18 protein-coding genes are annotated in these 20,541 nt (G+C 62.6%); 16 read left to right on the top strand and 2 right to left on the bottom strand.

Annotated elements, in window-relative coordinates:
• Positions 1-17 precede the first annotated feature (17 nt).
• The 13 genes from arcD to ACQKPS_RS09135 all read left to right on the top strand — a co-directional run bounded on the left by arcD (position 18) and on the right by ACQKPS_RS09135 (position 15,613).
• Entirely contained in the window at positions 18-1,445 is a 1,428-nt protein-coding gene (arcD, locus tag ACQKPS_RS09195; protein ID WP_176508667.1) for an arginine-ornithine antiporter, read from the top strand.
• A gap of 33 nt (positions 1,446-1,478) precedes the next feature.
• Positions 1,479-2,732, top strand: a complete 1,254-nt coding sequence (gene arcA / locus ACQKPS_RS09190; RefSeq protein WP_176508668.1) for an arginine deiminase — start codon at positions 1,479-1,481, stop codon at positions 2,730-2,732.
• A 70-nt stretch (positions 2,733-2,802) separates the two neighbouring features.
• Entirely contained in the window at positions 2,803-3,813 is a 1,011-nt protein-coding gene (locus tag ACQKPS_RS09185) for an ornithine carbamoyltransferase (protein WP_254483422.1), read from the top strand.
• A 180-nt stretch (positions 3,814-3,993) separates the two neighbouring features.
• Positions 3,994-4,923, top strand: a complete 930-nt coding sequence (gene arcC, locus ACQKPS_RS09180; RefSeq protein ID WP_054885982.1) for a carbamate kinase — start codon at positions 3,994-3,996, stop codon at positions 4,921-4,923.
• 55 nt (positions 4,924-4,978) lie between these two features.
• Positions 4,979-5,347: a DUF5064 family protein gene (locus ACQKPS_RS09175; protein ID WP_427603712.1), complete on the top strand. Its 369-nt coding sequence runs from the start codon at positions 4,979-4,981 to the stop codon at positions 5,345-5,347.
• Positions 5,348-5,431: 84 nt separating this feature from the next.
• On the top strand, positions 5,432-6,940 hold the full coding sequence (locus ACQKPS_RS09170) for a sigma-54-dependent transcriptional regulator (RefSeq protein ID WP_283725476.1): 1,509 nt from the start codon (positions 5,432-5,434) through the stop codon (positions 6,938-6,940).
• Between the two features lie 111 nt (positions 6,941-7,051).
• Entirely contained in the window at positions 7,052-8,257 is a 1,206-nt protein-coding gene (gltS, locus tag ACQKPS_RS09165; RefSeq protein ID WP_254483417.1) for a sodium/glutamate symporter, read from the top strand.
• Between the two features lie 277 nt (positions 8,258-8,534).
• On the top strand, positions 8,535-8,918 hold the full coding sequence (gene gcvH, locus ACQKPS_RS09160; RefSeq protein ID WP_254483415.1) for a glycine cleavage system protein GcvH: 384 nt from the start codon (positions 8,535-8,537) through the stop codon (positions 8,916-8,918).
• Between the two features lie 11 nt (positions 8,919-8,929).
• Positions 8,930-11,785 (top strand): aminomethyl-transferring glycine dehydrogenase, encoded by a 2,856-nt coding sequence (gene gcvP / locus ACQKPS_RS09155; RefSeq protein ID WP_283725474.1) that lies wholly within the window; start codon positions 8,930-8,932, stop codon positions 11,783-11,785.
• 155 nt (positions 11,786-11,940) lie between these two features.
• On the top strand, positions 11,941-13,317 hold the full coding sequence (locus tag ACQKPS_RS09150; RefSeq protein ID WP_313201368.1) for an L-serine ammonia-lyase: 1,377 nt from the start codon (positions 11,941-11,943) through the stop codon (positions 13,315-13,317).
• 25 nt (positions 13,318-13,342) lie between these two features.
• Positions 13,343-14,464, top strand: coding sequence for a glycine cleavage system aminomethyltransferase GcvT (gcvT, locus tag ACQKPS_RS09145; protein WP_427603709.1), 1,122 nt, complete (start codon positions 13,343-13,345; stop codon positions 14,462-14,464).
• A 357-nt stretch (positions 14,465-14,821) separates the two neighbouring features.
• The gene (locus ACQKPS_RS09140) at positions 14,822-15,034 is read left to right on the top strand and encodes a cold-shock protein (RefSeq protein ID WP_003257941.1); all 213 of its coding nucleotides are present in this window, start codon (positions 14,822-14,824) and stop codon (positions 15,032-15,034) included.
• A gap of 90 nt (positions 15,035-15,124) precedes the next feature.
• Positions 15,125-15,613: an RDD family protein gene (locus tag ACQKPS_RS09135; protein ID WP_186603609.1), complete on the top strand. Its 489-nt coding sequence runs from the start codon at positions 15,125-15,127 to the stop codon at positions 15,611-15,613.
• Positions 15,614-15,661: 48 nt separating this feature from the next.
• Here ACQKPS_RS09135 and lptG read toward each other — a convergent pair whose 3' ends face one another.
• Together lptG and lptF are read right to left on the bottom strand one after the other, a co-directional pair.
• The gene (gene lptG / locus ACQKPS_RS09130) at positions 15,662-16,723 is read right to left on the bottom strand and encodes an LPS export ABC transporter permease LptG (RefSeq protein WP_254483407.1); all 1,062 of its coding nucleotides are present in this window, start codon (positions 16,721-16,723) and stop codon (positions 15,662-15,664) included.
• On the bottom strand, positions 16,716-17,831 hold the full coding sequence (lptF, locus tag ACQKPS_RS09125; protein ID WP_254483405.1) for an LPS export ABC transporter permease LptF: 1,116 nt from the start codon (positions 17,829-17,831) through the stop codon (positions 16,716-16,718). The genes lptG and lptF overlap by 8 nt, the downstream gene beginning before the upstream one ends.
• A 289-nt stretch (positions 17,832-18,120) precedes the next feature.
• Between lptF and ACQKPS_RS09120 the strand changes: the two genes are divergently transcribed.
• Genes ACQKPS_RS09120 through ACQKPS_RS09110 form a run of 3 tightly spaced genes read left to right on the top strand, consistent with a single transcriptional unit; the run spans position 18,121 to position 20,470 of the window.
• Positions 18,121-19,614: a leucyl aminopeptidase gene (locus ACQKPS_RS09120; RefSeq protein ID WP_254483403.1), complete on the top strand. Its 1,494-nt coding sequence runs from the start codon at positions 18,121-18,123 to the stop codon at positions 19,612-19,614.
• Between the two features lie 50 nt (positions 19,615-19,664).
• The gene (locus ACQKPS_RS09115) at positions 19,665-20,093 is read left to right on the top strand and encodes a DNA polymerase III subunit chi (RefSeq protein WP_254483401.1); all 429 of its coding nucleotides are present in this window, start codon (positions 19,665-19,667) and stop codon (positions 20,091-20,093) included.
• A 5-nt stretch (positions 20,094-20,098) separates the two neighbouring features.
• A complete protein-coding gene (locus tag ACQKPS_RS09110) occupies positions 20,099-20,470 on the top strand; it encodes a DNA polymerase III subunit chi (protein ID WP_254483400.1) in 372 nt (123 codons plus the stop codon).
• Positions 20,471-20,541 lie beyond the last annotated feature (71 nt).

The following is a 20,541-nucleotide window of genomic DNA, read 5'->3' as shown; positions in this document are numbered from 1 at the left end:
CTGGCAGGAGTTGTTAAATGTCTGATTCATCCGGAAAACTAAAGCTCGGCGCGTTAGTTGCACTTGTGGTCGGCTCGATGATCGGCGGCGGAATTTTCTCGCTGCCGCAAAACATGGCCGCCAGTGCTGGCGTGGGTGCAGTCCTGATCGGCTGGGCGATCACCGCAGTCGGTATGCTGACCCTCGCCTTCGTGTTCCAGACCCTGGCCAACCGCAAGCCTGACCTGGATGGCGGGGTGTACGCCTATGCCAAGGCCGGCTTCGGCGATTACATGGGCTTTTCTTCAGCCTGGGGTTACTGGATCAGTGCCTGGCTGGGCAACGTCGGTTACTTCGTGCTGCTGTTCAGCACCCTCGGCTACTTCTTCCCGATCTTCGGCGAAGGCAACACCCCGGCGGCGATCATCGGCGCCTCGGTGCTGCTCTGGGCCGTTCATTTCCTGGTGCTGCGTGGCATCAAGGAAGCGGCGTTCATCAACCTGATCACCACCGTGGCCAAGGTCGTGCCGCTGCTGCTGTTCGCCTTGATCTGCCTGTTCGCCTTCAAGCTCGACATCTTCACCGCCGACATCTGGGCGGTGGGCACACCAGACCTGGGCAGCGTGATGAACCAGGTGCGCAACATGATGCTGGTCACCGTGTGGGTGTTCATCGGCATCGAGGGTGCGAGCATCTTCTCGTCGCGGGCAGAAAAACGCTCCGACGTGGGCAAGGCCACGGTCATCGGCTTCGTCACCGTGTTGCTGTTCCTGGTGCTGGTCAACGTGCTGTCGCTGGGCATCATGACCCAACCGGAACTGGCCAAGCTTCAGAACCCGTCGATGGCCGCGGTGCTTGAACACGTGGTCGGCCACTGGGGCGCGGTGCTGATCAGCGTCGGCCTGATCATCTCGTTGCTCGGGGCCCTGCTGTCGTGGGTGCTGCTGTGCGCCGAGATCATGTTCGCCGCCGCCAAGGACCACACCATGCCGGAGTTCCTGCGCCGCGAGAACGCCAACCATGTGCCGGCCAACGCCCTGTGGCTGACCAACGCCATGGTGCAGATCTTCCTGGTCATCACCCTGTTCTCCAACAGTACCTACCTGTCGCTGATCTACCTCGCCACCTCGATGATCCTGGTGCCTTACCTGTGGTCGGCGGCTTATGCCTTCCTGCTGGCACTGCGCAGCGAAACCTATGAACAGGCCCTTGCCGAGCGGCAGAAGGACCTGATCATCGGCGGCATCGCACTGCTATACGCCATTTGGCTGCTGTATGCCGGCGGCGTGAAATACCTGCTGCTCTCGGCCCTGCTCTATGCCCCTGGCGCAATCCTGTTCGCCAAGGCCAAGCGCGAGGTGGGCCAACCCATCTTCACCAACGTGGAAAAACTGATCTTCGCAGCCGTGGTCATCGGTGCCCTGGTGGCAGCCTTCGGCCTGTATGACGGCTTCCTGACCCTTTGACCCACGTCTTCGTTCAATTGGAGGAATGAAACCATGTCCGCTGAAAAACAGAAGTACGGTGTCCACTCCGAAGCCGGCAAGCTGCGCAAAGTGATGGTTTGCGCCCCTGGCCTGGCGCACAAGCGGCTGACGCCAAGCAACTGTGACGAGCTGCTGTTCGACGACGTGATCTGGGTCGACCAGGCCAAGCGTGACCATTTCGACTTCGTCACCAAGATGCGCGAGCGTGGCGTCGATGTGCTGGAGATGCACAACCTGCTGACCGACATCGTCCAGCAGCCCGAAGCCCTGAAGTGGATCCTCGACCGCAAGATCACCGATGACACCGTTGGCGTGGGCCTGAACAACGAGGTTCGCAGCTGGCTCGAAGGCCAGGAGCCCCGCCACCTGGCCGAGTTCCTGATCGGCGGCGTGGCCGGCCAGGACCTGCCACAGAGCGCAGGTGCCGACGTGGTCAAGATGTACAACGACTACCTGGGCCATTCCAGTTTCATCCTGCCTCCACTGCCCAACACCCAGTTCACCCGTGATACCACCTGCTGGATCTACGGCGGGGTGACCCTCAACCCGATGTACTGGCCGGCGCGACGCCAGGAAACCCTGCTGACCACCGCCATCTACAAGTTCCACAAGGAATTCACCAACGCCGATTTCCAGGTGTGGTATGGCGACCCGGACAAGGACCACGGTCAATCCACCCTCGAAGGCGGTGACGTGATGCCGATCGGCAAGGGCATCGTGCTAATCGGCATGGGCGAGCGCACCTCGCGCCAGGCTATCGGCCAACTGGCACGCAACCTGTTCGCCAAGGGCGCGGTCAAGGAAGTCATCGTCGCCGGCCTGCCGAAGTCGCGTGCCGCCATGCACCTGGACACCGTGTTCAGCTTCTGCGACCGCGACCTGGTCACGGTCTTCCCGGAAGTGGTGAAGGAGATCGTGCCGTTCATCATCCGCCCGGACGAAAGCAAGCCCTACGGCATGGACGTGCGGCGCATCGACAAGTCGTTCATCGAGGTGGTGGGCGAGCAACTGGGCGTCAAGCTGCGGGTGGTCGAGACCGGCGGCAACAGCTTCGCCGCCGAGCGCGAACAGTGGGATGACGGCAACAACGTGGTGGCCATCGAGCCCGGCGTGGTCATCGGCTACGACCGCAACACCTACACCAACACGCTGCTGCGCAAGGCCGGCATCGAGGTCATCACCATCAGCGCTGGCGAGCTGGGCCGGGGCCGTGGCGGCGGCCACTGCATGACCTGCCCGATCGTGCGCGACCCAATCGACTACTAACGCCCATCGCACACCCGGCCGCACTCACGAAGCAGCGGCCGGGACATCACCGAATTCAAGGAGAAAAGTCATGGCGTTCAACATTCACAACCGCAACCTGCTCAGCCTCGAACACCACACCACCCGCGAGCTGAAGTACCTGCTGGACCTGTCCCGCGACCTCAAGCGCGCCAAGTACACCGGCACCGAGCAGCAGCACCTGAAGGGCAACAACATCGCCCTGATCTTCGAAAAGACCTCCACCCGTACCCGCTGCGCCTTCGAAGTCGCCGCCTATGACCAGGGCGCCAACGTCACCTACATCGACCCCACCTCCTCGCAGATCGGCCACAAGGAAAGCATGAAAGACACCGCCCGCGTACTCGGGCGCATGTACGATGCCATCGAGTACCGCGGCTTCAAGCAGGAAATCGTCGAAGAGCTGGCCAAGTTCGCCGGTGTGCCGGTGTTCAACGGCCTGACCGATGAATACCACCCGACCCAGATGATCGCCGACGTGCTGACCATGCGCGAGCACAGCGACAAGCCACTGCACGACATCAGCTACGCCTACCTGGGCGATGCCCGCAACAACATGGGCAACTCGCTGCTGTTGATCGGCGCCAAGCTGGGCATGGACGTGCGCATCGCCGCGCCCAAGGCGCTGTGGCCCCATGAAGACCTGGTCGAGCGTTGCCACAAGTACGCCGAAGAGAGCGGCGCGCGCATTACCCTGACCGAAGATCCAAAGGCTGCGGTCAAGGGCGTCGATTTCATCCACACCGACGTCTGGGTATCGATGGGCGAGCCGATCGAAGCCTGGGGCGAGCGCATCAAGCTGCTCAAGCCCTACCAGGTGAACAAGGAGTTGATGAAGGCCAGCGGCAACCCACGGACCAAGTTCATGCACTGCCTGCCGGCCTTCCATAACTCCGAGACCAAGGTCGGCAAACAGATCGCCGAACAGTACCCGGACCTGGCCAACGGCATCGAGGTGACCGATGACGTGTTCGAGTCGCCGGCGTGCATCGCCTTCGAGCAGGCGGAAAACCGCATGCACACCATCAAGGCGATCCTGGTTTCGACCCTGGCTGACCTGTAAGGGCTGACTCGCCAGGCCGGGCAACCCGGATCCCTGTGGGAGCGGGTTCACCCGCGAATGCGTCGGCAGCACCAGCATCGTTAACTGGGCTGACGCCTTCGCGGGTAAACCCGCTCCCACAGGGGGCGGTGATACCCGACCAAGAGCAGCGCTCCCCTCTTTCGTTAAAGGACATTCCCCATGCGTATCGTTGTTGCACTGGGCGGCAACGCCCTCCTGCGCCGTGGCGAACCCATGACCGCTGACAACCAGCGCGCCAATATCCGCACGGCCACCGAACAGATCGCCAAGATCCATCCTGGCAACGAACTGGTCATCGCCCACGGCAACGGCCCGCAGGTTGGCCTGCTGGCCCTGCAAGGCCTGTCGTACAAGCCCGACGAGGCCTACCCGCTAGACGTGCTCGGCGCCGAGACCGAAGGCATGATCGGCTACATGATCGAACAGGAACTGGGCAACCTGCTGGACTTCGAAGTGCCGTTCGCCACCCTGCTGACCCAGGTTGAAGTGGACGCCAACGACCCGGCCTTCAAGGATCCGAGCAAGTTCATCGGCCCGGTCTACAGCAAGGAAGAGGCCGAGCGCCTGGCCAAGGAGAAAGGCTGGGTGGTCAAGGCCGACGGCGACAAGTACCGCCGCGTGGTCGCCAGCCCGAAACCCAAGCGCATCTTCGAAATCCGCCCGATCAAGTGGCTGCTGGAAAAGAGCAGCATCGTGATCTGCGCCGGTGGTGGTGGCATCCCCACCATGTACGACGAGAACAAGAAGCTCAAAGGCATCGAGGCGGTGATCGACAAGGACCTGTGTTCGGCGCTGCTGGCCGAACAGCTGGAAGCCGACCTTCTGGTGATCGCCACCGATGTCGATGGCGCCTACATTGACTGGGGCAAGCCGACGCAGAAAGCCATTGCCCAGGCCCACCCCGACGAACTCGAACGCCTTGGCTTTGCGGCCGGCTCGATGGGGCCGAAGGTGCAAGCAGCCTGCGACTTCGCCCGCCACACTGGCAAAGTGGCGGTGATCAGCTCGCTGGAGAACATCGAGGGCATCGTCAAAGGCACTGCCGGCACCCGCGTGAGCACCGAAAAGCCAGGTATCAGCTACCGTTGAATGCAATGGGCGGGCTTGCGGGGCCCGCCATTTTCACCTTCCGGAGGAGTTTGCCATGGCCCAGTTCCACCCCGGTCATGTACATATCGAGCGCACTGCGCTGACCAAGAACGACCACAGTTACGACCTCAACATCGAGTACGAAGCGTTTTCAGACCCCAAGGAAGGCAGAGGCATCCAGTTCCGCATGCATGGCAGCATCGAGGGCAAGACCGTCGATGAAAGGTTTTTCCTGGCCAAGGACCAGGTGCTGCCAAGCTTCCTCATGGTCGCCTCGCGCAAGGCCCAGTCCTATCTCGCCCCACACCAGAAGTTCGAGACGCTGGGTTCGCCACACAAGCTATACGACGCCATGTTCGAAGACATTCGCCAGAAGCTGGATGTGAAATCGGGCGATCCGATCAAGCCTGAACACCTCGAGTGAATTCAAGATCCGGGGCTGCAAAGCGGCCCCGGCGATGTTAAGGCATACTACCGCCATCCCAGGCCACCACTTTCACCGTTCCCCATGCGCATCCACGTCAGCTTTATCGACCGCGTCGGCATCACCCAGGAAGTCCTCGCCCTGCTCGGTGCCCGCAACCTCAACCTGGACGCTGTGGAAATGGTCCCGCCAAACGTCTACATCGACGCCCCGACCCTCAGCCCGGCAGTGCTCGAAGAACTCCACGACGCCCTGTTCGAAGTCCGTGGCGTGCAATCGGTGGACGTGGTCGACATCCTCCCCGGCCAGCGCCGCCACCTGCAGCTCGACGCCCTGCTCGCCGCCATGAGCGACCCGGTGCTGGCGGTCGATAGCGCCGGCACGGTGCTGCTGGCCAACCCGGCGCTGATCGCCCTGTGCGGACGCGAGTCCGCCGGGCGTTCCGTGAGTGAGCTGTTTGGCGACCCCGGCCTGCTGCAGGCGCTGCTGGACAATAACTTCCACCTGCCGATGCGCGAGATGCAGCTCAACGGCCAGAGCCTGCTGCTGGATGCCTCGCCGATCACCAACGCAGGTGGCCTGCTGACCCTGTACCCGCCCAACCGCATGGGCGAGCGCCTGTCCGCCCTGCACCACGACCATGCCGAAGGCTTCGATGCCCTGCTGGGCGAGTCCCCGGCGATCCGCACCCTCAAGGCCCGCGCCCTGCGCGTGGCGGCCCTTGACGCGCCGCTGCTGGTGCATGGCGAAACCGGCACCGGCAAGGAACTGGTGGCCCGCGCCTGCCATGCCATCAGCAGCCGCCAGGCAGCGCCATTCCTTGCCCTGAACTGCGCCGCGCTGCCCGAAAGCCTGGCCGAGAGCGAACTGTTCGGCTACGCCCCAGGCGCTTTCACCGGCGCCCAACGCGGCGGCAAGCCGGGGCTGATGGAGCTGGCCAACCAAGGCACGGTATTTCTCGACGAGATTGGCGAAATGTCGCCCTACCTGCAGGCCAAGCTGCTGCGCTTTCTCAGCGACGGCAGCTTCCGCCGGGTCGGTGGCGACCGCGAGGTGAAGGTGGACGTGCGCATCATCAGCGCCACCCACCGCGATCTGGAACGCATGGTCGCCGAAGGCACCTTCCGTGAAGACCTGTTCTACCGGCTGAATGTGCTCAACCTGCAGGTACCGCCGCTGCGTGATCGTGGCCAGGACATCCTCATGCTGGCGCACTACTTCATGCAGCAGGCCTGCACGCAGATCCAGCGCCCACTTTGCCGCCTCACCCCGGCCACCCATGCGGCGCTGCTGGCCAACCCTTGGCCAGGCAACGTGCGGCAACTGCAGAACGTCATTTTCCGCGCGGCGGCGATCTGCGAGAGCAATCTGGTGGATATCGGAGATCTGGACATTGCCGGGACATCGGTGGCGCGTGGGCAGGACGGCGACGTGGCGAGCCTGGAGCAAGCGGTAGGGGATTTCGAGCGTGAGCTGTTGCAACGGTTATACGCCAGTTATCCGTCGACACGGCAACTGGCGGGGCGACTGCAGACTTCGCACACCGCCATTGCGCAACGTTTGCGCAAATACGGCATCCCAGGCAGAAGCTAAGGTTTTTTTACCACTTAACTTCAGATTATCCCTACGGGTCTGGCCAATACTTCAACAATCACTGCTGCGAAAATGGCGCTCATCTATGTTGATGGAGAGAGAGCGCCTCTCATGCTTGAACTCGACTTCTATGGCACCTTGGTCGCCGCCTCATTGGTCCTGTTATTGGGCCACGGGCTGGTGACCCGTGTCACTGTCCTGCGAACCTACAATATCCCCGAACCTGTTGCAGGCGGCCTGGTCGTTGCCCTGATCTTGCTGGCATTACGCAGTTTCGATCTGAAAGTGCAATTCGATACTTCATTGCAGGCACCCTTGATGCTGGCGTTCTTCGCCACCATCGGGCTCAACGCAGACTTCGCCAGTCTGAAAAAAGGCGGGCGCGTGGTCGGCATCTTCCTGGTCGTGGTGACCGGCTTGTTGCTGGTGCAGAACGCCATGGGCATCGGCCTGGCCACGGTGTTGGGGCTGGACCCGCTGATGGGCCTGCTGACCGGCTCCATCACGCTGTCCGGCGGCCACGGCACCGGCGCGGCCTGGAGCAGCACCTTCAGCGAAAAGTATGGCCTGGCCTCTGCCTCGGAACTGGCTTTGGCCTCCGCTACCTTTGGCTTGGTGCTGGGCGGCCTGATCGGCGGCCCGGTCGCCCGCCTGCTGATCAAGCGCGTGCAGACGCCCGGCGTGGTTCAGGCAACAGGGCACTTGCCAAAAGGCTTTGAAGAGCCTGAAAAAGAACGCCTGATTACACCGTTTTCATTCATCGAAACTTTGGCACTGATCTCGGTCAGCCTGCTTGGCGGCACCTTGTTGAACAGCCAACTGCATGGCACGGCGTTCGAATTGCCGACATTCGTCTGCGTGTTGTTTGTAGGCGTCTTGTTGCGCAACGGGCTCTCTGCACTGGGTGTGTATCAAGTGTTCGAACGCGAAGTATCGGTGTTGGGCAACGTCAGCCTGTCGCTGTTCCTGGCCATCGCACTGATGTCACTCAAATTGTGGGACCTGGCGGCCCTGGCCCTGCCCTTCCTGATTATCCTGGCCGCACAGACGTTGCTCATGGCGTTGTTCGCCATCTTCATCACCTTCCGGGTCATGGGCAGCAACTACGATGCAGCGGTCCTGGCAGCCGGGCATTGCGGGTTCGGCCTGGGTGCCACGCCAACCGCAATCGCCAACATGCAAGCCGTGACTCACCGCTTCGGGCCTTCTCAGCTGGCGTTCCTGGTGGTGCCGATGGTGGGTGCATTCTTCATCGACATCATCAATGTCATCATCATCAAGCTGTACCTGGCACTGCCGTTTTTCGTCGCAAACTGAGCCAGCAGCCCTTGCTGTATTGATTTCAATACATCGTATCGAAATCAATACATGCTCCTACATATCCCTCTGCACAAGGGTTTGATCCCCAAACCCTTTTACCCTTCTCGCCGACTGTAGCGTTTTCATTCCAAGAAAATTACAGTGCGATTTCTGAATTAATGTAAGTAATTGATTAATAACGTATTTTTCAGAATGGCCGCATTATTGCTTAAGGAATCCCAACCCAAGAGCGCGGACGCACCGCGCCCAACGCCCTGCTTCCCGAGGATTCCCCATGAGCGAGTTGCGTTTCACTGAAGATCACGAATGGCTGCGCGTCGAAGCCGACGGCAGTGTCACTGTAGGCATCACCGCCTACGCCCAGAATGCCCTTGGCGATGTGGTTTTCGTGCAACTGCCTGAGTTGCAGCAGTATGAAAAAGGCAGCGAAGCGTCCACCGTCGAGTCGGTAAAAGCCGCCAGCGGGGTGTACATGCCCCTGACCGGCGAAGTGCTCGAAGTCAACGAAGGCCTCAATGACAGCCCCGAGCTGGTCAACGAGGACCCACTGGGCGAAGGCTGGTTCTTCCGCTTCAAGCCTGCCGACATGGCCGAAGTCGAAGCCCTGCTCGACCAGGACGCCTACGACCGCCTGATCAAAGCCAACGACGACGCCTGAGGAATCCGATCATGACCATCAACCTCGGCACCGCCAACGAATTCATCGCCCGTCACATCGGCCCGCGCGCCGCTGACGAGCAAGCCATGCTCGCCACCCTCGGCTTCGAGTCGCTGGAAGCCATGAGCGCCGCCGTCATCCCCGACAGCATCAAAGGCACCAGCGTGCTCGGCTCGGAAGACGGCCAGAGCGAGGCCGATGCCCTCGCCGCGCTGAAAGCCATCGCCGGCAAGAACGAACTGTTCAAGAGCTACATCGGCCAGGGCTACTACAACACCCACACACCGGCCCCCATCCTGCGCAACCTGCTGGAAAACCCAGCCTGGTACACCGCCTATACCCCGTACCAGCCGGAAATTTCCCAGGGCCGCCTGGAAGCACTGCTTAATTTCCAGACGTTGATCAGCGACCTCACCGGCCTGCCGATCGCCAACGCATCCTTGCTCGACGAAGCGACTGCCGCTGCCGAAGCCATGACCTTCTGCAAACGCCTGTCGAAGAACAAGGCCAGCCACGCCTTCTTTGCCTCTGTGCACTGCCACCCGCAGACCCTCGACGTGCTGCGTACCCGTGCCGAGCCGCTGGGCATCGAGATCGTGGTCGGCGACGAACGTGAACTGGGCGATGTCAGTGCCTTCTTCGGCGCCCTGCTGCAATACCCGGCCAGCAACGGCGAAGTGTTCGACTACCGCGAAGTGGTCGAGCGTTTCCACGCCGCCAACGCCCTGGTCGCGGTTGCGGCCGATCTGTTGGCGCTGACCCTGCTGACCCCGCCGGGCGAATTCGACGCCGACGTGGCCATCGGCAGCGCCCAGCGCTTCGGCGTGCCACTGGGCTTCGGTGGCCCACACGCGGCCTACTTTGCCACGCGTGATGCCTTCAAGCGCGACATGCCGGGCCGCCTGGTCGGCGTGTCGATCGATCGCTTCGGCAAGACCGCTCTGCGCCTGGCCATGCAAACCCGTGAACAGCACATTCGCCGCGAGAAGGCCACCAGCAACATCTGCACCGCCCAGGTGCTGCTGGCCAACATCGCCAGCATGTTCGCCGTGTACCACGGCCCGGCCGGCCTCAAGCGCATTGCCGAACGCACCCACGCGCTGACTTCGATTCTGGCTGCCGGCCTGAAAACCCTGGGCCTGGAAGTGGTGGGCGAAACCGCCTTCGACACCCTGACCCTGGCCACCGGCAGCGCCACCGCCAGCCTTCATGACAAGGCCCGCGCCCAGCGCATCAACCTGCGCCAGATCGACGCTGCCCACCTGGGCCTGTCGCTCGACGAAACCAGCACCCAGGCCGACGTCGAGGCCCTCTGGCAATTGTTCGGTGCCGAGCAGGCCCAGCCTGATTTCACCGCCCTGGCCGCCAGCACCGGTTCGCGCCTGCCGGCCGCCCTGCTGCGCCAGTCGGCGATCCTCGAGCACCCGGTGTTCAACCGCTACCACAGCGAAACCGAGCTGATGCGCTACCTGCGCCGCCTGGCCGACAAGGACCTGGCGCTGGACCGCAGCATGATCCCGCTGGGCTCGTGCACCATGAAGCTCAACGCTGCCAGCGAAATGATCCCGGTGACCTGGGCCGAATTCGGCAACCTGCACCCGTTCGCCCCGGCCGCGCAGAGCCAGGGCTACCTGCAGATGACCAACGAGCTGGAGGCCATGCTCTGCGCCGCCACCGGCTACGACGCCGTGTCGCTGCAGCCCAACGCCGGCTCCCAGGGTGAGTACGCAGGCCTCTTGGCCATCCGCGCCTACCACCGCAGCCGTGGCGAAGGCCACCGCGACATCTGCCTGATCCCGTCTTCGGCCCACGGCACCAACCCGGCGACCGCGCACATGGCCGGCATGCGCGTGGTGGTCACCGCCTGTGATGCCCGTGGCAACGTCGATGTCGAAGACCTGCGGGCCAAGGCCATCGAACACCGCGAGCGCCTGGCTGCGATCATGATCACCTACCCTTCGACCCATGGCGTGTTCGAGGAAGCGATCGGCGAAATCTGCGCGATCATTCACGACAATGGCGGCCAGGTTTACATCGACGGCGCCAACATGAATGCCATGGTCGGCCTCTGCGCGCCAGGCAAGTTCGGCGGCGACGTGTCGCACCTGAACCTGCACAAGACGTTCTGCATCCCGCACGGCGGTGGCGGTCCGGGCGTCGGCCCGATCGGCGTCAAGTCGCACCTGGCGCCATTCCTGCCAGGCCACGCTGCGCTTGAAAACACCGAGGGCGCAGTGTGCGCCGCGCCGTTCGGCAGCGCCAGCATCCTGCCTATCACCTGGATGTACATTCGCATGATGGGCGGTGCTGGCCTCAAGCGTGCCTCGCAAATGGCGATCCTCAACGCCAACTACATCGCCCGCCGCCTGGAAGAGCACTATCCTGTCCTCTACACCGGCGGCAATGGCCTGGTCGCCCACGAGTGCATCCTCGACCTGCGCCCGCTCAAGGAGACCAGCGGCATCAGCGTCGATGACGTGGCCAAGCGCCTGATCGACTTCGGTTTCCATGCACCGACCATGTCGTTCCCGGTGGCCGGTACGCTGATGATCGAACCGACCGAAAGCGAGTCCAAGGAAGAACTGGATCGCTTCTGCGATGCAATGATCCAGATTCGCGAAGAGATTCGCGCGGTGGAAAACGGCAGCCTGGACAAGGACGACAACCCGCTGAAGAACGCACCTCACACCGCGGCCGAGCTGGTTGGCGAATGGGCCCATGGCTACAGCCGCGAGCAGGCGGTATACCCACTGCCGAGCCTGGTGGAAAGCAAGTACTGGCCGCCGGTCGGCCGGGTCGACAACGTGTTCGGCGACCGCAACCTGGTCTGCGCCTGCCCGTCGATCGAGAGCTATCAGGACGCCTGATAGCCCTCGGCCCTGCATTCACACTGTGGATGCTGGAGCACTGTGGGAGCGGGCTTGCCCCGCGAATGCGATGGTGGCTTTACCGACGCTTTCGCGGGTCAAGCCCGCTCCCACACAGTTCACCTAAACCTTTCAGAACTGGTTAGGAGGTTCCCATGTCTTTGAGCGTCTTCGACCTGTTCAAGATCGGCATCGGCCCCTCCAGCTCGCACACGGTCGGCCCGATGCGCGCCGCTGCACGCTTTGCCGAAGGGCTGCGCCGCGATGGCCTGCTGACCAGCACCGTTTGCGTCAAGGCCGAGCTGTATGGCTCCCTTGGTGCCACCGGTAAGGGCCACGGCAGCGACAAGGCGGTATTGCTCGGCCTGGAAGGCGAGCATCCGGATACCGTCGACACCGAAGCCATCCCCGCCCGCCTGCAGGCCATCCGCACCCGCGGCCAGCTCAGCCTGCTGGGTGAGCAGACCATCGCCTTCAATGAAAAGCAACACCTGGCGATGATCCGCAAGCCCTTGGCCTACCACCCCAACGGCATGATCTTTCGTGCATTCGATGCTGCCGGGTTGCAAATCCGCAGCCGCGAGTACTACTCGGTGGGCGGCGGGTTCGTGGTCGACGAGGGCGCCGCCGGCCAGGACCGAATCGTCGAGGACAGCACGCTGCTGGCCTACCCGTTCAAGACCGCCAAGGAACTGCTCGGCCACTGCACCGCACAGCACCTGTCGATCAGCCAGGTGATGCTGGCCAACGAGGCCGCCTGGCGCCCGGAAGCCGAGACCCGCGCCGGGTTGCTGCGCATCTGGCAAGTCATGCAGGACTGCGTCGAGGCCGGCTGCCGCCATGAGGGCATCTTGCCCGGTGGGCTGAAGGTCAAGCGCCGCGCGCCGGCGTTGTACCGCCAGCTCAGCCGTCACCCGGAAGCCAGCCTGCGTGATGCCCTGTCGGTACTCGACTGGGTCAACCTCTACGCGCTGGCGGTCAATGAGGAAAATGCCTACGGCGGGCGTGTGGTCACTGCACCGACCAACGGCGCGGCGGGTATCGTCCCTGCGGTACTGCACTACTACATGCGCTTCGTCCCGGGTGCCAGCGAGGACGGCGTTGTGCGCTTCCTGCTTACCGCTGCCGCGATCGGCATCCTCTACAAGGAGAATGCCTCGATTTCCGGGGCCGAGGTCGGCTGCCAGGGTGAGGTCGGCGTGGCCTGTTCGATGGCCGCAGGCGCCCTGTGCGAAGTGATGGGCGGTACTGCGCAGCAAGTGGAGAACGCCGCCGAAATCGGCATGGAACACAACCTCGGCCTGACCTGCGACCCCATCGGCGGCCTGGTTCAGGTGCCCTGCATCGAGCGCAACGCCATGGGCTCGGTGAAAGCCATCAATGCCGTGCGCATGGCCCTGCGCGGCGACGGGCAGCACTACGTGTCGCTCGACAAGGTGATCCGCACCATGCGCCAGACTGGCGCCGACATGAAAAGCAAATACAAGGAGACCGCCCGCGGCGGTCTGGCCGTCAACATCATCGAATGTTGACCCGACAATAACCAAGGAGTCATCGATGTCCGAAACACTGCAAAAGACCCCGCTGCACGCCCTGCACCTGGAACTGGGCGCGCGCATGGTGCCATTCGCCGGCTTCGACATGCCGGTGCAGTACCCGCTGGGCGTGCTCAAGGAGCACCTGCATACCCGCGAACAGGCCGGCCTGTTCGACGTCTCGCACATGGGCCAGATCATCCTGCGTGGCGCCGATGCAGCCAAGGCGCTGGAGTCGCTGGTACCGGTGGACATCATCGACTTGCCTGAAGGGATGCAGCGCTATGCCATGTTTACCAACGAACAAGGCGGTATCCTCGACGACCTGATGGTTGCCAACCTCGGTGACGATACCCTGTTCCTGGTAGTCAATGCCGCCTGCAAGGATCAGGACCTGGCGCACCTGCAGAAGCACATCGGCGCACGATGCGAAGTAAAACCGCTGTTCGAGGCCCGCGCTCTGCTTGCCCTGCAGGGCCCGGCTGCGGTCAAGGTGCTGGAACGCCTGGCGCCGGAAGTGGCTGGCATGACCTTCATGCAGTTCCGTCCGGTGAAACTGCTGGGCGAAGACTGCTTCGTCAGCCGCTCGGGCTATACCGGCGAAGACGGCTACGAGATCTCGGTGCCGGCCGGCGCTGCCGAAGCCCTGGCGCGTCGCCTGCTGGCCGAACCCGAGGTGCAGCCTATCGGCCTGGGTGCCCGTGACTCGTTGCGCCTGGAAGCGGGCCTGTGCCTTTATGGCCACGACATGAACACCGAGACCACCCCGGTCGAAGCCAGCCTGCTGTGGGCAATTTCCAAAGTACGCCGTGCCGATGGCGCACGTGCCGCAGGCTTTCCGGGTGCCGAGGCGATATTTGCCCAGCAGCGCGATGGCGTGGCGCGTAAACGCGTGGGCTTGCTGCCACAGGAACGTACGCCAGTACGTGAAGGCGCGGATATTGTCGATGCAGACGATAAACACGTCGGCAAAGTATGCAGCGGCGGCTTTGGGCCGACACTCGGCGCCCCTGTAGCAATGGGTTATATCGATAGTGATCTGGCTGTAATCGACACCCCACTGTTTGCCGTGGTGCGCGGCAAGAAGGTTGCCTTGAAAGTCAGCAAAATGCCTTTCGTTGCACAGCGTTACTACCGTGGCTGAAGGTAGCGCCTGAGGTGTGCGGGCAGGTGCTTCATATTCGATTTCGAACCTGCCCAATAACTTTTGAACATGGCGCCAGGCCAGGCGCCACGGCGTTTCCGACAAATTTGTCGGTTATCGGCAAAAGGCGAATTTTCTATACGACCAAGGGCTTGTTTTTTTCGCGGGAGTTGGCGTAGAGTCAACGCACTGTGTTTGCATGGGTCGCAACAGTTCGTGACCTGGGCCAGTAGCCGAGATTTGCTACAACCCGTTCGACGTCTCTTACTTTCCTGCAACCCAGCCCAGTACTCTTTCACTCATATATAACGTGAAAGAAACTGTCATCAAAATTCAAGCTTCATAGGAAATAAGACAATGGCTGAGCGTCAGAACGGTACCGTCAAGTGGTTCAATGACGAGAAAGGTTACGGTTTCATCACCCCAGAAAGCGGTCCGGATCTGTTCGTGCACTTCCGTGCCATCGAAGGTAACGGCTTCAAGAGCCTGAAAGAAGGCCAGAAGGTCACCTTCGAAGCAGTCCAAGGCCAGAAAGGCATGCAGGCTGACAAGGTTCAAGTCGCCGGCTAAGGCTCCCGACTTCGAAGAAAAGCCCCTGCCCGGTGCAGGGGTTTTTTTTTGCCCGTAGAATAGCGGCTTCGCCATTCGGAGCTGTTCTGCATGTCCAAGCCTCTGCTTTCCCCCCAGGGTGATTTCCCACCGGTCGGCCTGGGCCGACGCCTGGCGGCGATGTTCTACGACTTCCTGCTGTGCACGGCGCTGCTGATCGTCACCGCCGGGGCTTACAAGTTGATCCAGATGGCGATCATCGGCGAAGCCCGCATGCGTGAACTGACCGAAGCCGGCGCACTGGATGGTGACCCACTGCTCTCGACCGTTCTGCTGTTCGCCCTGTTCGGCTTCTTCGCCAAGTTCTGGACCCACGGTGGTCAGACCTTGGGCATGCAGGTGTGGGGCGTGCGCGTGCAGAATGCCGATGGCAGCGCGATCAGCCTGTGGCAGGCACTGCTGCGCTTCGTGGTATCGATTGCCTCCTGGCTGTGCCTGGGGCTTGGGTTCTTCTGGTCGCTGATCGACAAGCGCAAGCGCGGTTGGCACGACATCTACTCTGAAACCCAGTTGGTACGGGTGCCGAAGCAGAAAAAGTAGACACAAAAAAGCCGACCCTGAGGTCGGCTTTTCAGCTATTGCGAACCGTCAACCGGCGCGACGCAACAACCACACGCCAGCCAGGGCACAGATGCCCGCCGGGATCACTACCGCCAGCAGTGGCGGGAAGCCGAACACCTGGCTCGACGGGCCCAGCAGATCCTGGCCAATGCGGAATGCAAAGCCCACCAGCACACCGGTGAACACGCGCTGGCCGAGGGTGACCGAACGCAGCGGGCCGAAGATGAAGGAAATGGCCATCAATACCAGCGCTGCGGTCACCAGCGGCTGCATCACCTTGGTCCAGAACGCCAGCCAGTAACGGGCGTTGTTCAGGCCCTGGTCGGACAGGTAATGGATGTAGTCCCACAACCCGGTGATCGACAACGAATCGGGGGCCATGATCACTGTATTGAGCAGTTGCGGCGTCAGCGAAACATCCCAGCGCTCGGTCGGTGCCTTCACCACTTCGGTGTGATCACCGCGGAAAAACGTGGTGCTGATGTCGCTGAGCGTCCAGTGGTCATCGTTGTACTGGGCGCGACGGGCAAAACTCGACGTCTGGATCTTGCGCTCGTTGTCGAAGGTGTAGCGAGTAACGCCCAGCAGCAGGCCGTTAGGCTGCACCGAGTTGATGTGCACGAACTCCTCGCCCTGGCGGTGCCACATGCCATGTTTGGAGCTTTGCGCTTCTCCACCGCCCTGGGCCAGGGAGCGGTCGGCCTGGGCCTTGTTCTCGGTGACCGGGGCAACGTATTCACCAATCAGCACGCCGACCAGCATCAGCACCAGCATTGGCTTCATCACCGCCCAGACGATGCGGCCGATGGAGACACCGGCAGCGCGCATGATGGTCAGCTCGCTGTTGCTGGCCAGGCTGCCGAGGCCGATCAGGCAGCCGATCAGCGCCGCCATCGGCAGCATTTCGTACAGCCGGCGAGGTGCCGTCAGCAGGACGAAATTACCCGCGTCCAGCAAGGTGTAGGTATCGCTCAGTTCACCCATCTCGTCGATGAAGGCGAACAGCGAGGCCAGGCCGAGGATGATCCCCAGCACGGCCAGAATGGCCAGCAGCACGCTCATGCCGATGTAGCGGTCGAGTTTAGCCACGGGCCACCTCCGCACGACGAGCAGCCATTTTCAGGCGCAGCGGTTCCCAATACATCAGGGCCAGGCCGATCATCAGGAACAGGCCATGCACCCACCAGATACCCAGGCCAATCGGCAATTTGCCTTTCTCCAGGGCGCCGCGTACGGAAATCAGCATTGTCAGGTAGGCCATGTACAGAAGAATCGCCGGCAGCAGCTTGAGGAAGCGGCCCTGGCGCGGGTTGACCTTGGCCAGCGGGACCGCCATCAGGGTCACGATGAACACCAGGATCGGCAGCGAAAGGCGCCATTGCAGCTCGGCACGCTCACGCAGGTCGCTCTTGCCGAACAGCTCAAGGGTCGGGATCGCTTCGCGATCGGTCACGTCTTCGGCCACTTCCGGCTTTGGCAGCAAGACACCATAGGTGTCGTACTTGATGGCGCGGTAATCGGCCTGGCCCGGGTTACCGTCGTAGCGGTAGCCGTTCTCCAGCACCAGGTAGCGATTGCCATCGGCCTGGATTTCCTGGTGGCCTTTTTCCGCGACCAGCACCGACGGCGCACGGTCCTTGGTCTTGTCCTGGTTGAAGCGCTTCTCGGAAATGAACACCCCGCCCAGCTTGACGCGGTCGTCCGACAGTTGCTCGGTGTAGGTGACCCGCGAGCCGTCGCGCAAGGTCTGGAAGCGCCCCGGCACCAAGGTGTCGAACTCGGTCATGGCATCTTGCTGGGCAACGATCTTCTGCACCTGGGCAACGCCCAGTGGTGACAGGCTCAGGCTCAGCCAGGCAACCAGCAGAGCGACCAGTGCCGCCGGCGCCATGGTCAGGGCCAGCAGACGCTGCTGGCTCATGCCGGTCGCCGACAGGACGGTCATTTCGCTTTCCAGGTACAGCCGGCCGTAGGCCAGGAGAATGCCGAGGAACAGACCCAACGGCAAAATCAGCTGCAGGAAACCTGGCATGCGGAAACCCATGATCAGGAACAGCACGCCTGGGTCGAGGATGCCCTGGGCCGCCTGGGCCAGGTACTTGATGAAGCGCCCGCTCATGATGATCACCAGCAGCACGGCGCTGACGGCGCTCAAGGTCACCAGGACCTCGCGGGACAGATAACGAAAGACGATCAAACCAGACACTCCTGGGTTGTCAGGGGCGGACTGCCAAACATTGGCCTGTGACAGCCAGGACCAAAGCCGGTTCGCCTGAGGCGAACCTCCATGTAAAGTGCGCGCATTATCCTGTGATTGGCCGCGCCTGTCACTTGGCTGCGCATGAAGGCCAACATCGGGGTTGTCAGCACGCTGGCGGGAGGCTCAAACTGGCAGCTTTTCCACTGGCACGCGGCAACGCGGCCAGGCCCGTCCAGAGCGCGAAAACGCATAGCGCCAACTGCATAGATCATTCGGGGACCCTGACATGGAACTGGTTGTAAAAAGCGTAGCTGCTGCATCCGTAAAAACCGCCACTCTGGTCGTACCGGTGGGTGAAGGGCGCAAGCTCGGGGCCGTTGCCAAGGCCGTCGACCAAGCCAGCGAAGGCGCCATCAGCGCGGTACTCAAGCGTGGCGACCTGGCCGGCAAGCCTGGCCAGACCCTGTTGCTGCAGAGCGTGCCGGGCCTGAAGGCCGAGCGCGTGCTGCTGGTCGGCAGCGGCAAGGACGATGCCCTCGGTGACCGCGCATGGCGCAAACTGGTCGCCAGCGTGGCCGGCGTGCTCAAGGGCCTCAACGGCGGCGATGCCGTGCTGGCCCTGGACGATATCGCGGTCAGCCACCGCGACGCCCACTACGGCAAGTACCGCCTGCTGGCCGAGACCCTGCTCGACGGCGAATACGTGTTCGATCGTTTCAAGAGCCAGAAGGCCGAGCCGCGCGCCCTGAAGAAGGTCACCCTGCTGGCCGACAAGGCCGGCCTGGCCGAGGTCGAACGCGCCGTAAGGCACGCCAGCGCCATTGCCACCGGCATGGCCTTCACCCGCGACCTGGGCAACCTGCCGCCTAACCTGTGCCACCCGAGCTACCTGGCCGAGCAGGCCAGGGAACTGGGCAAGGCCCACAAGGGCCTGAAGGTCGAAGTGCTGGACGAGAAGAAGATCAAGGACCTGGGCATGGGCGCGTTCTATGCCGTGGGCCAGGGCAGCGACCAGCCACCACGCCTGATCGTGCTCAACTACCAGGGCGGCAAGAAGGCCGACAAGCCGTTCGTGCTGGTAGGCAAGGGCATCACCTTCGATACCGGCGGCATCAGCCTCAAGCCAGGCGCCGGCATGGATGAAATGAAATTCGACATGTGCGGCGCCGCCAGCGTGTTCGGCACCCTGCGCGCAGTCCTCGAACTGCAGCTGCCGATCAACCTGGTGTGCCTGCTGGCCTGCGCCGAAAACATGCCGAGCGGCGGTGCCACCCGCCCGGGCGACATCGTCACCACCATGAGTGGCCAGACCGTCGAAATCCTCAACACTGACGCCGAAGGCCGCCTGGTGCTGTGCGACACCCTCACCTACGCCGAGCGCTTCAAGCCACAGGCGGTGATCGACATCGCTACCCTGACCGGCGCCTGCATCGTCGCCCTGGGCAGCCACACTTCCGGCCTCATGGGCAACAACGACGACCTGGTCGGCCAACTGCTCGATGCCGGCAAGCGTGCCGATGACCGTGCCTGGCAGCTGCCGCTGTTCGACGAGTACCAGGAGCAACTGGACAGCCCGTTCGCTGACATGGGCAACATCGGTGGGCCCAAGGCGGGCACCATCACCGCTGGCTGCTTCCTGTCGCGCTTCGCCAAGGCCTACAACTGGGCGCACCTGGACATTGCCGGCACGGCCTGGATCAGTGGCGGCAAGGACAAGGGCGCTACCGGTCGCCCGGTCCCGCTGCTGACCCAGTACCTGCTGGACCGCGCTGGCGCCTGAAGCCGTGAAGCCGGCGATGCCCGTGGCATCGCCGGCTGGCAGAGCACACCATGAGCAAAGTCGATTTCTATATCCTGCCCACCGACGCGTTGTCGGCGCGGCTGGATTTCGCCTGCAAGCTGTGCGAGAAGGCCTGGCGCCTTGGCCACCGGGTCTACCTGCACTGCCAGGACGCCGAACAGCGTACCGAACTGGATCAACGCCTGTGGCGTTTCAAGGGCGAAGCCTTCGTGCCCCACGACCTCGCCGAAGTGCACCCAGATGCCACGGTAGCCTTGGGCCTTGCCGACGATGCTGGCGAGCACCGTGACCTGCTGATCAACCTCGGTGCCGGTGTGCCAGGGTTCGTCGGCCAGTTCGAGCGGGTTGCCGAGATCGTGGTCGAGGAACCCGGCATTCGCCAATCGGCCCGCGAGCGGTTCCGTTTCTACCGTGAACAGGGCTATGCTCTGCAAGACCACCGCTTACAGCGACTTTAACGACGATGGACAAGCCTTCCGCCCTACCCGATTCCGCTCATCTGCTGGACGATCTGGAGTCGATTCGCCAACTGCTCGGCGATGCCGACCTGCAGCCGCCGCTGCTGACCGAAACAGTCGAGCAGATTCCGTTGTTGCTCGATGTGCCCGCAGGTACCACCGCGCCAGCGCCTGCAGCCGAGCCCGTGGCCGCTGAGCCCGAGGATGATCCGCAAACCCGCCGCCAGGACACGCTGTTGCACCTGGAGAGCGAATTGCGTGCCGCTGCGCAGATGATCATGCAGGACGTGATCAACGACTTCACCCCGCATATCGAGAACGAAATCAAGCGCCGCCTGGATGCGCGGATCGAACGTCTGATCAAACGCTCCGAGTAAACTCAGAATCGGCGGCGCCTGCTTCGCGGGCGCCACTGTTCCGACAGTTGTCAGCAGCTTGTCGCCTGCGG

It is taken from the genome of Pseudomonas sp. NPDC086566, from assembly GCF_050280885.1.
GTDB lineage: Bacteria > Pseudomonadota > Gammaproteobacteria > Pseudomonadales > Pseudomonadaceae > Aquipseudomonas > Aquipseudomonas vlassakiae.
Note: the sequence above shows the minus strand (reverse complement) of the source record. Positions and strands in the feature narration are given on the sequence as shown.

Coding starts and splice junctions, on each gene's coding strand:
- arcD (WP_176508667.1), top strand. CDS start 18: ATGTCTGATTCATCCGGAAAACTAAAGCTCGGCGCGTTAGTTGCACTT.
- arcA (WP_176508668.1), top strand. CDS start 1,479: ATGTCCGCTGAAAAACAGAAGTACGGTGTCCACTCCGAAGCCGGCAAG.
- ACQKPS_RS09185 (WP_254483422.1), top strand. CDS start 2,803: ATGGCGTTCAACATTCACAACCGCAACCTGCTCAGCCTCGAACACCAC.
- arcC (WP_054885982.1), top strand. CDS start 3,994: ATGCGTATCGTTGTTGCACTGGGCGGCAACGCCCTCCTGCGCCGTGGC.
- ACQKPS_RS09175 (WP_427603712.1), top strand. CDS start 4,979: ATGGCCCAGTTCCACCCCGGTCATGTACATATCGAGCGCACTGCGCTG.
- ACQKPS_RS09170 (WP_283725476.1), top strand. CDS start 5,432: ATGCGCATCCACGTCAGCTTTATCGACCGCGTCGGCATCACCCAGGAA.
- gltS (WP_254483417.1), top strand. CDS start 7,052: ATGCTTGAACTCGACTTCTATGGCACCTTGGTCGCCGCCTCATTGGTC.
- gcvH (WP_254483415.1), top strand. CDS start 8,535: ATGAGCGAGTTGCGTTTCACTGAAGATCACGAATGGCTGCGCGTCGAA.
- gcvP (WP_283725474.1), top strand. CDS start 8,930: ATGACCATCAACCTCGGCACCGCCAACGAATTCATCGCCCGTCACATC.
- ACQKPS_RS09150 (WP_313201368.1), top strand. CDS start 11,941: ATGTCTTTGAGCGTCTTCGACCTGTTCAAGATCGGCATCGGCCCCTCC.
- gcvT (WP_427603709.1), top strand. CDS start 13,343: ATGTCCGAAACACTGCAAAAGACCCCGCTGCACGCCCTGCACCTGGAA.
- ACQKPS_RS09140 (WP_003257941.1), top strand. CDS start 14,822: ATGGCTGAGCGTCAGAACGGTACCGTCAAGTGGTTCAATGACGAGAAA.
- ACQKPS_RS09135 (WP_186603609.1), top strand. CDS start 15,125: ATGTCCAAGCCTCTGCTTTCCCCCCAGGGTGATTTCCCACCGGTCGGC.
- ACQKPS_RS09120 (WP_254483403.1), top strand. CDS start 18,121: ATGGAACTGGTTGTAAAAAGCGTAGCTGCTGCATCCGTAAAAACCGCC.
- ACQKPS_RS09115 (WP_254483401.1), top strand. CDS start 19,665: ATGAGCAAAGTCGATTTCTATATCCTGCCCACCGACGCGTTGTCGGCG.
- ACQKPS_RS09110 (WP_254483400.1), top strand. CDS start 20,099: ATGGACAAGCCTTCCGCCCTACCCGATTCCGCTCATCTGCTGGACGAT.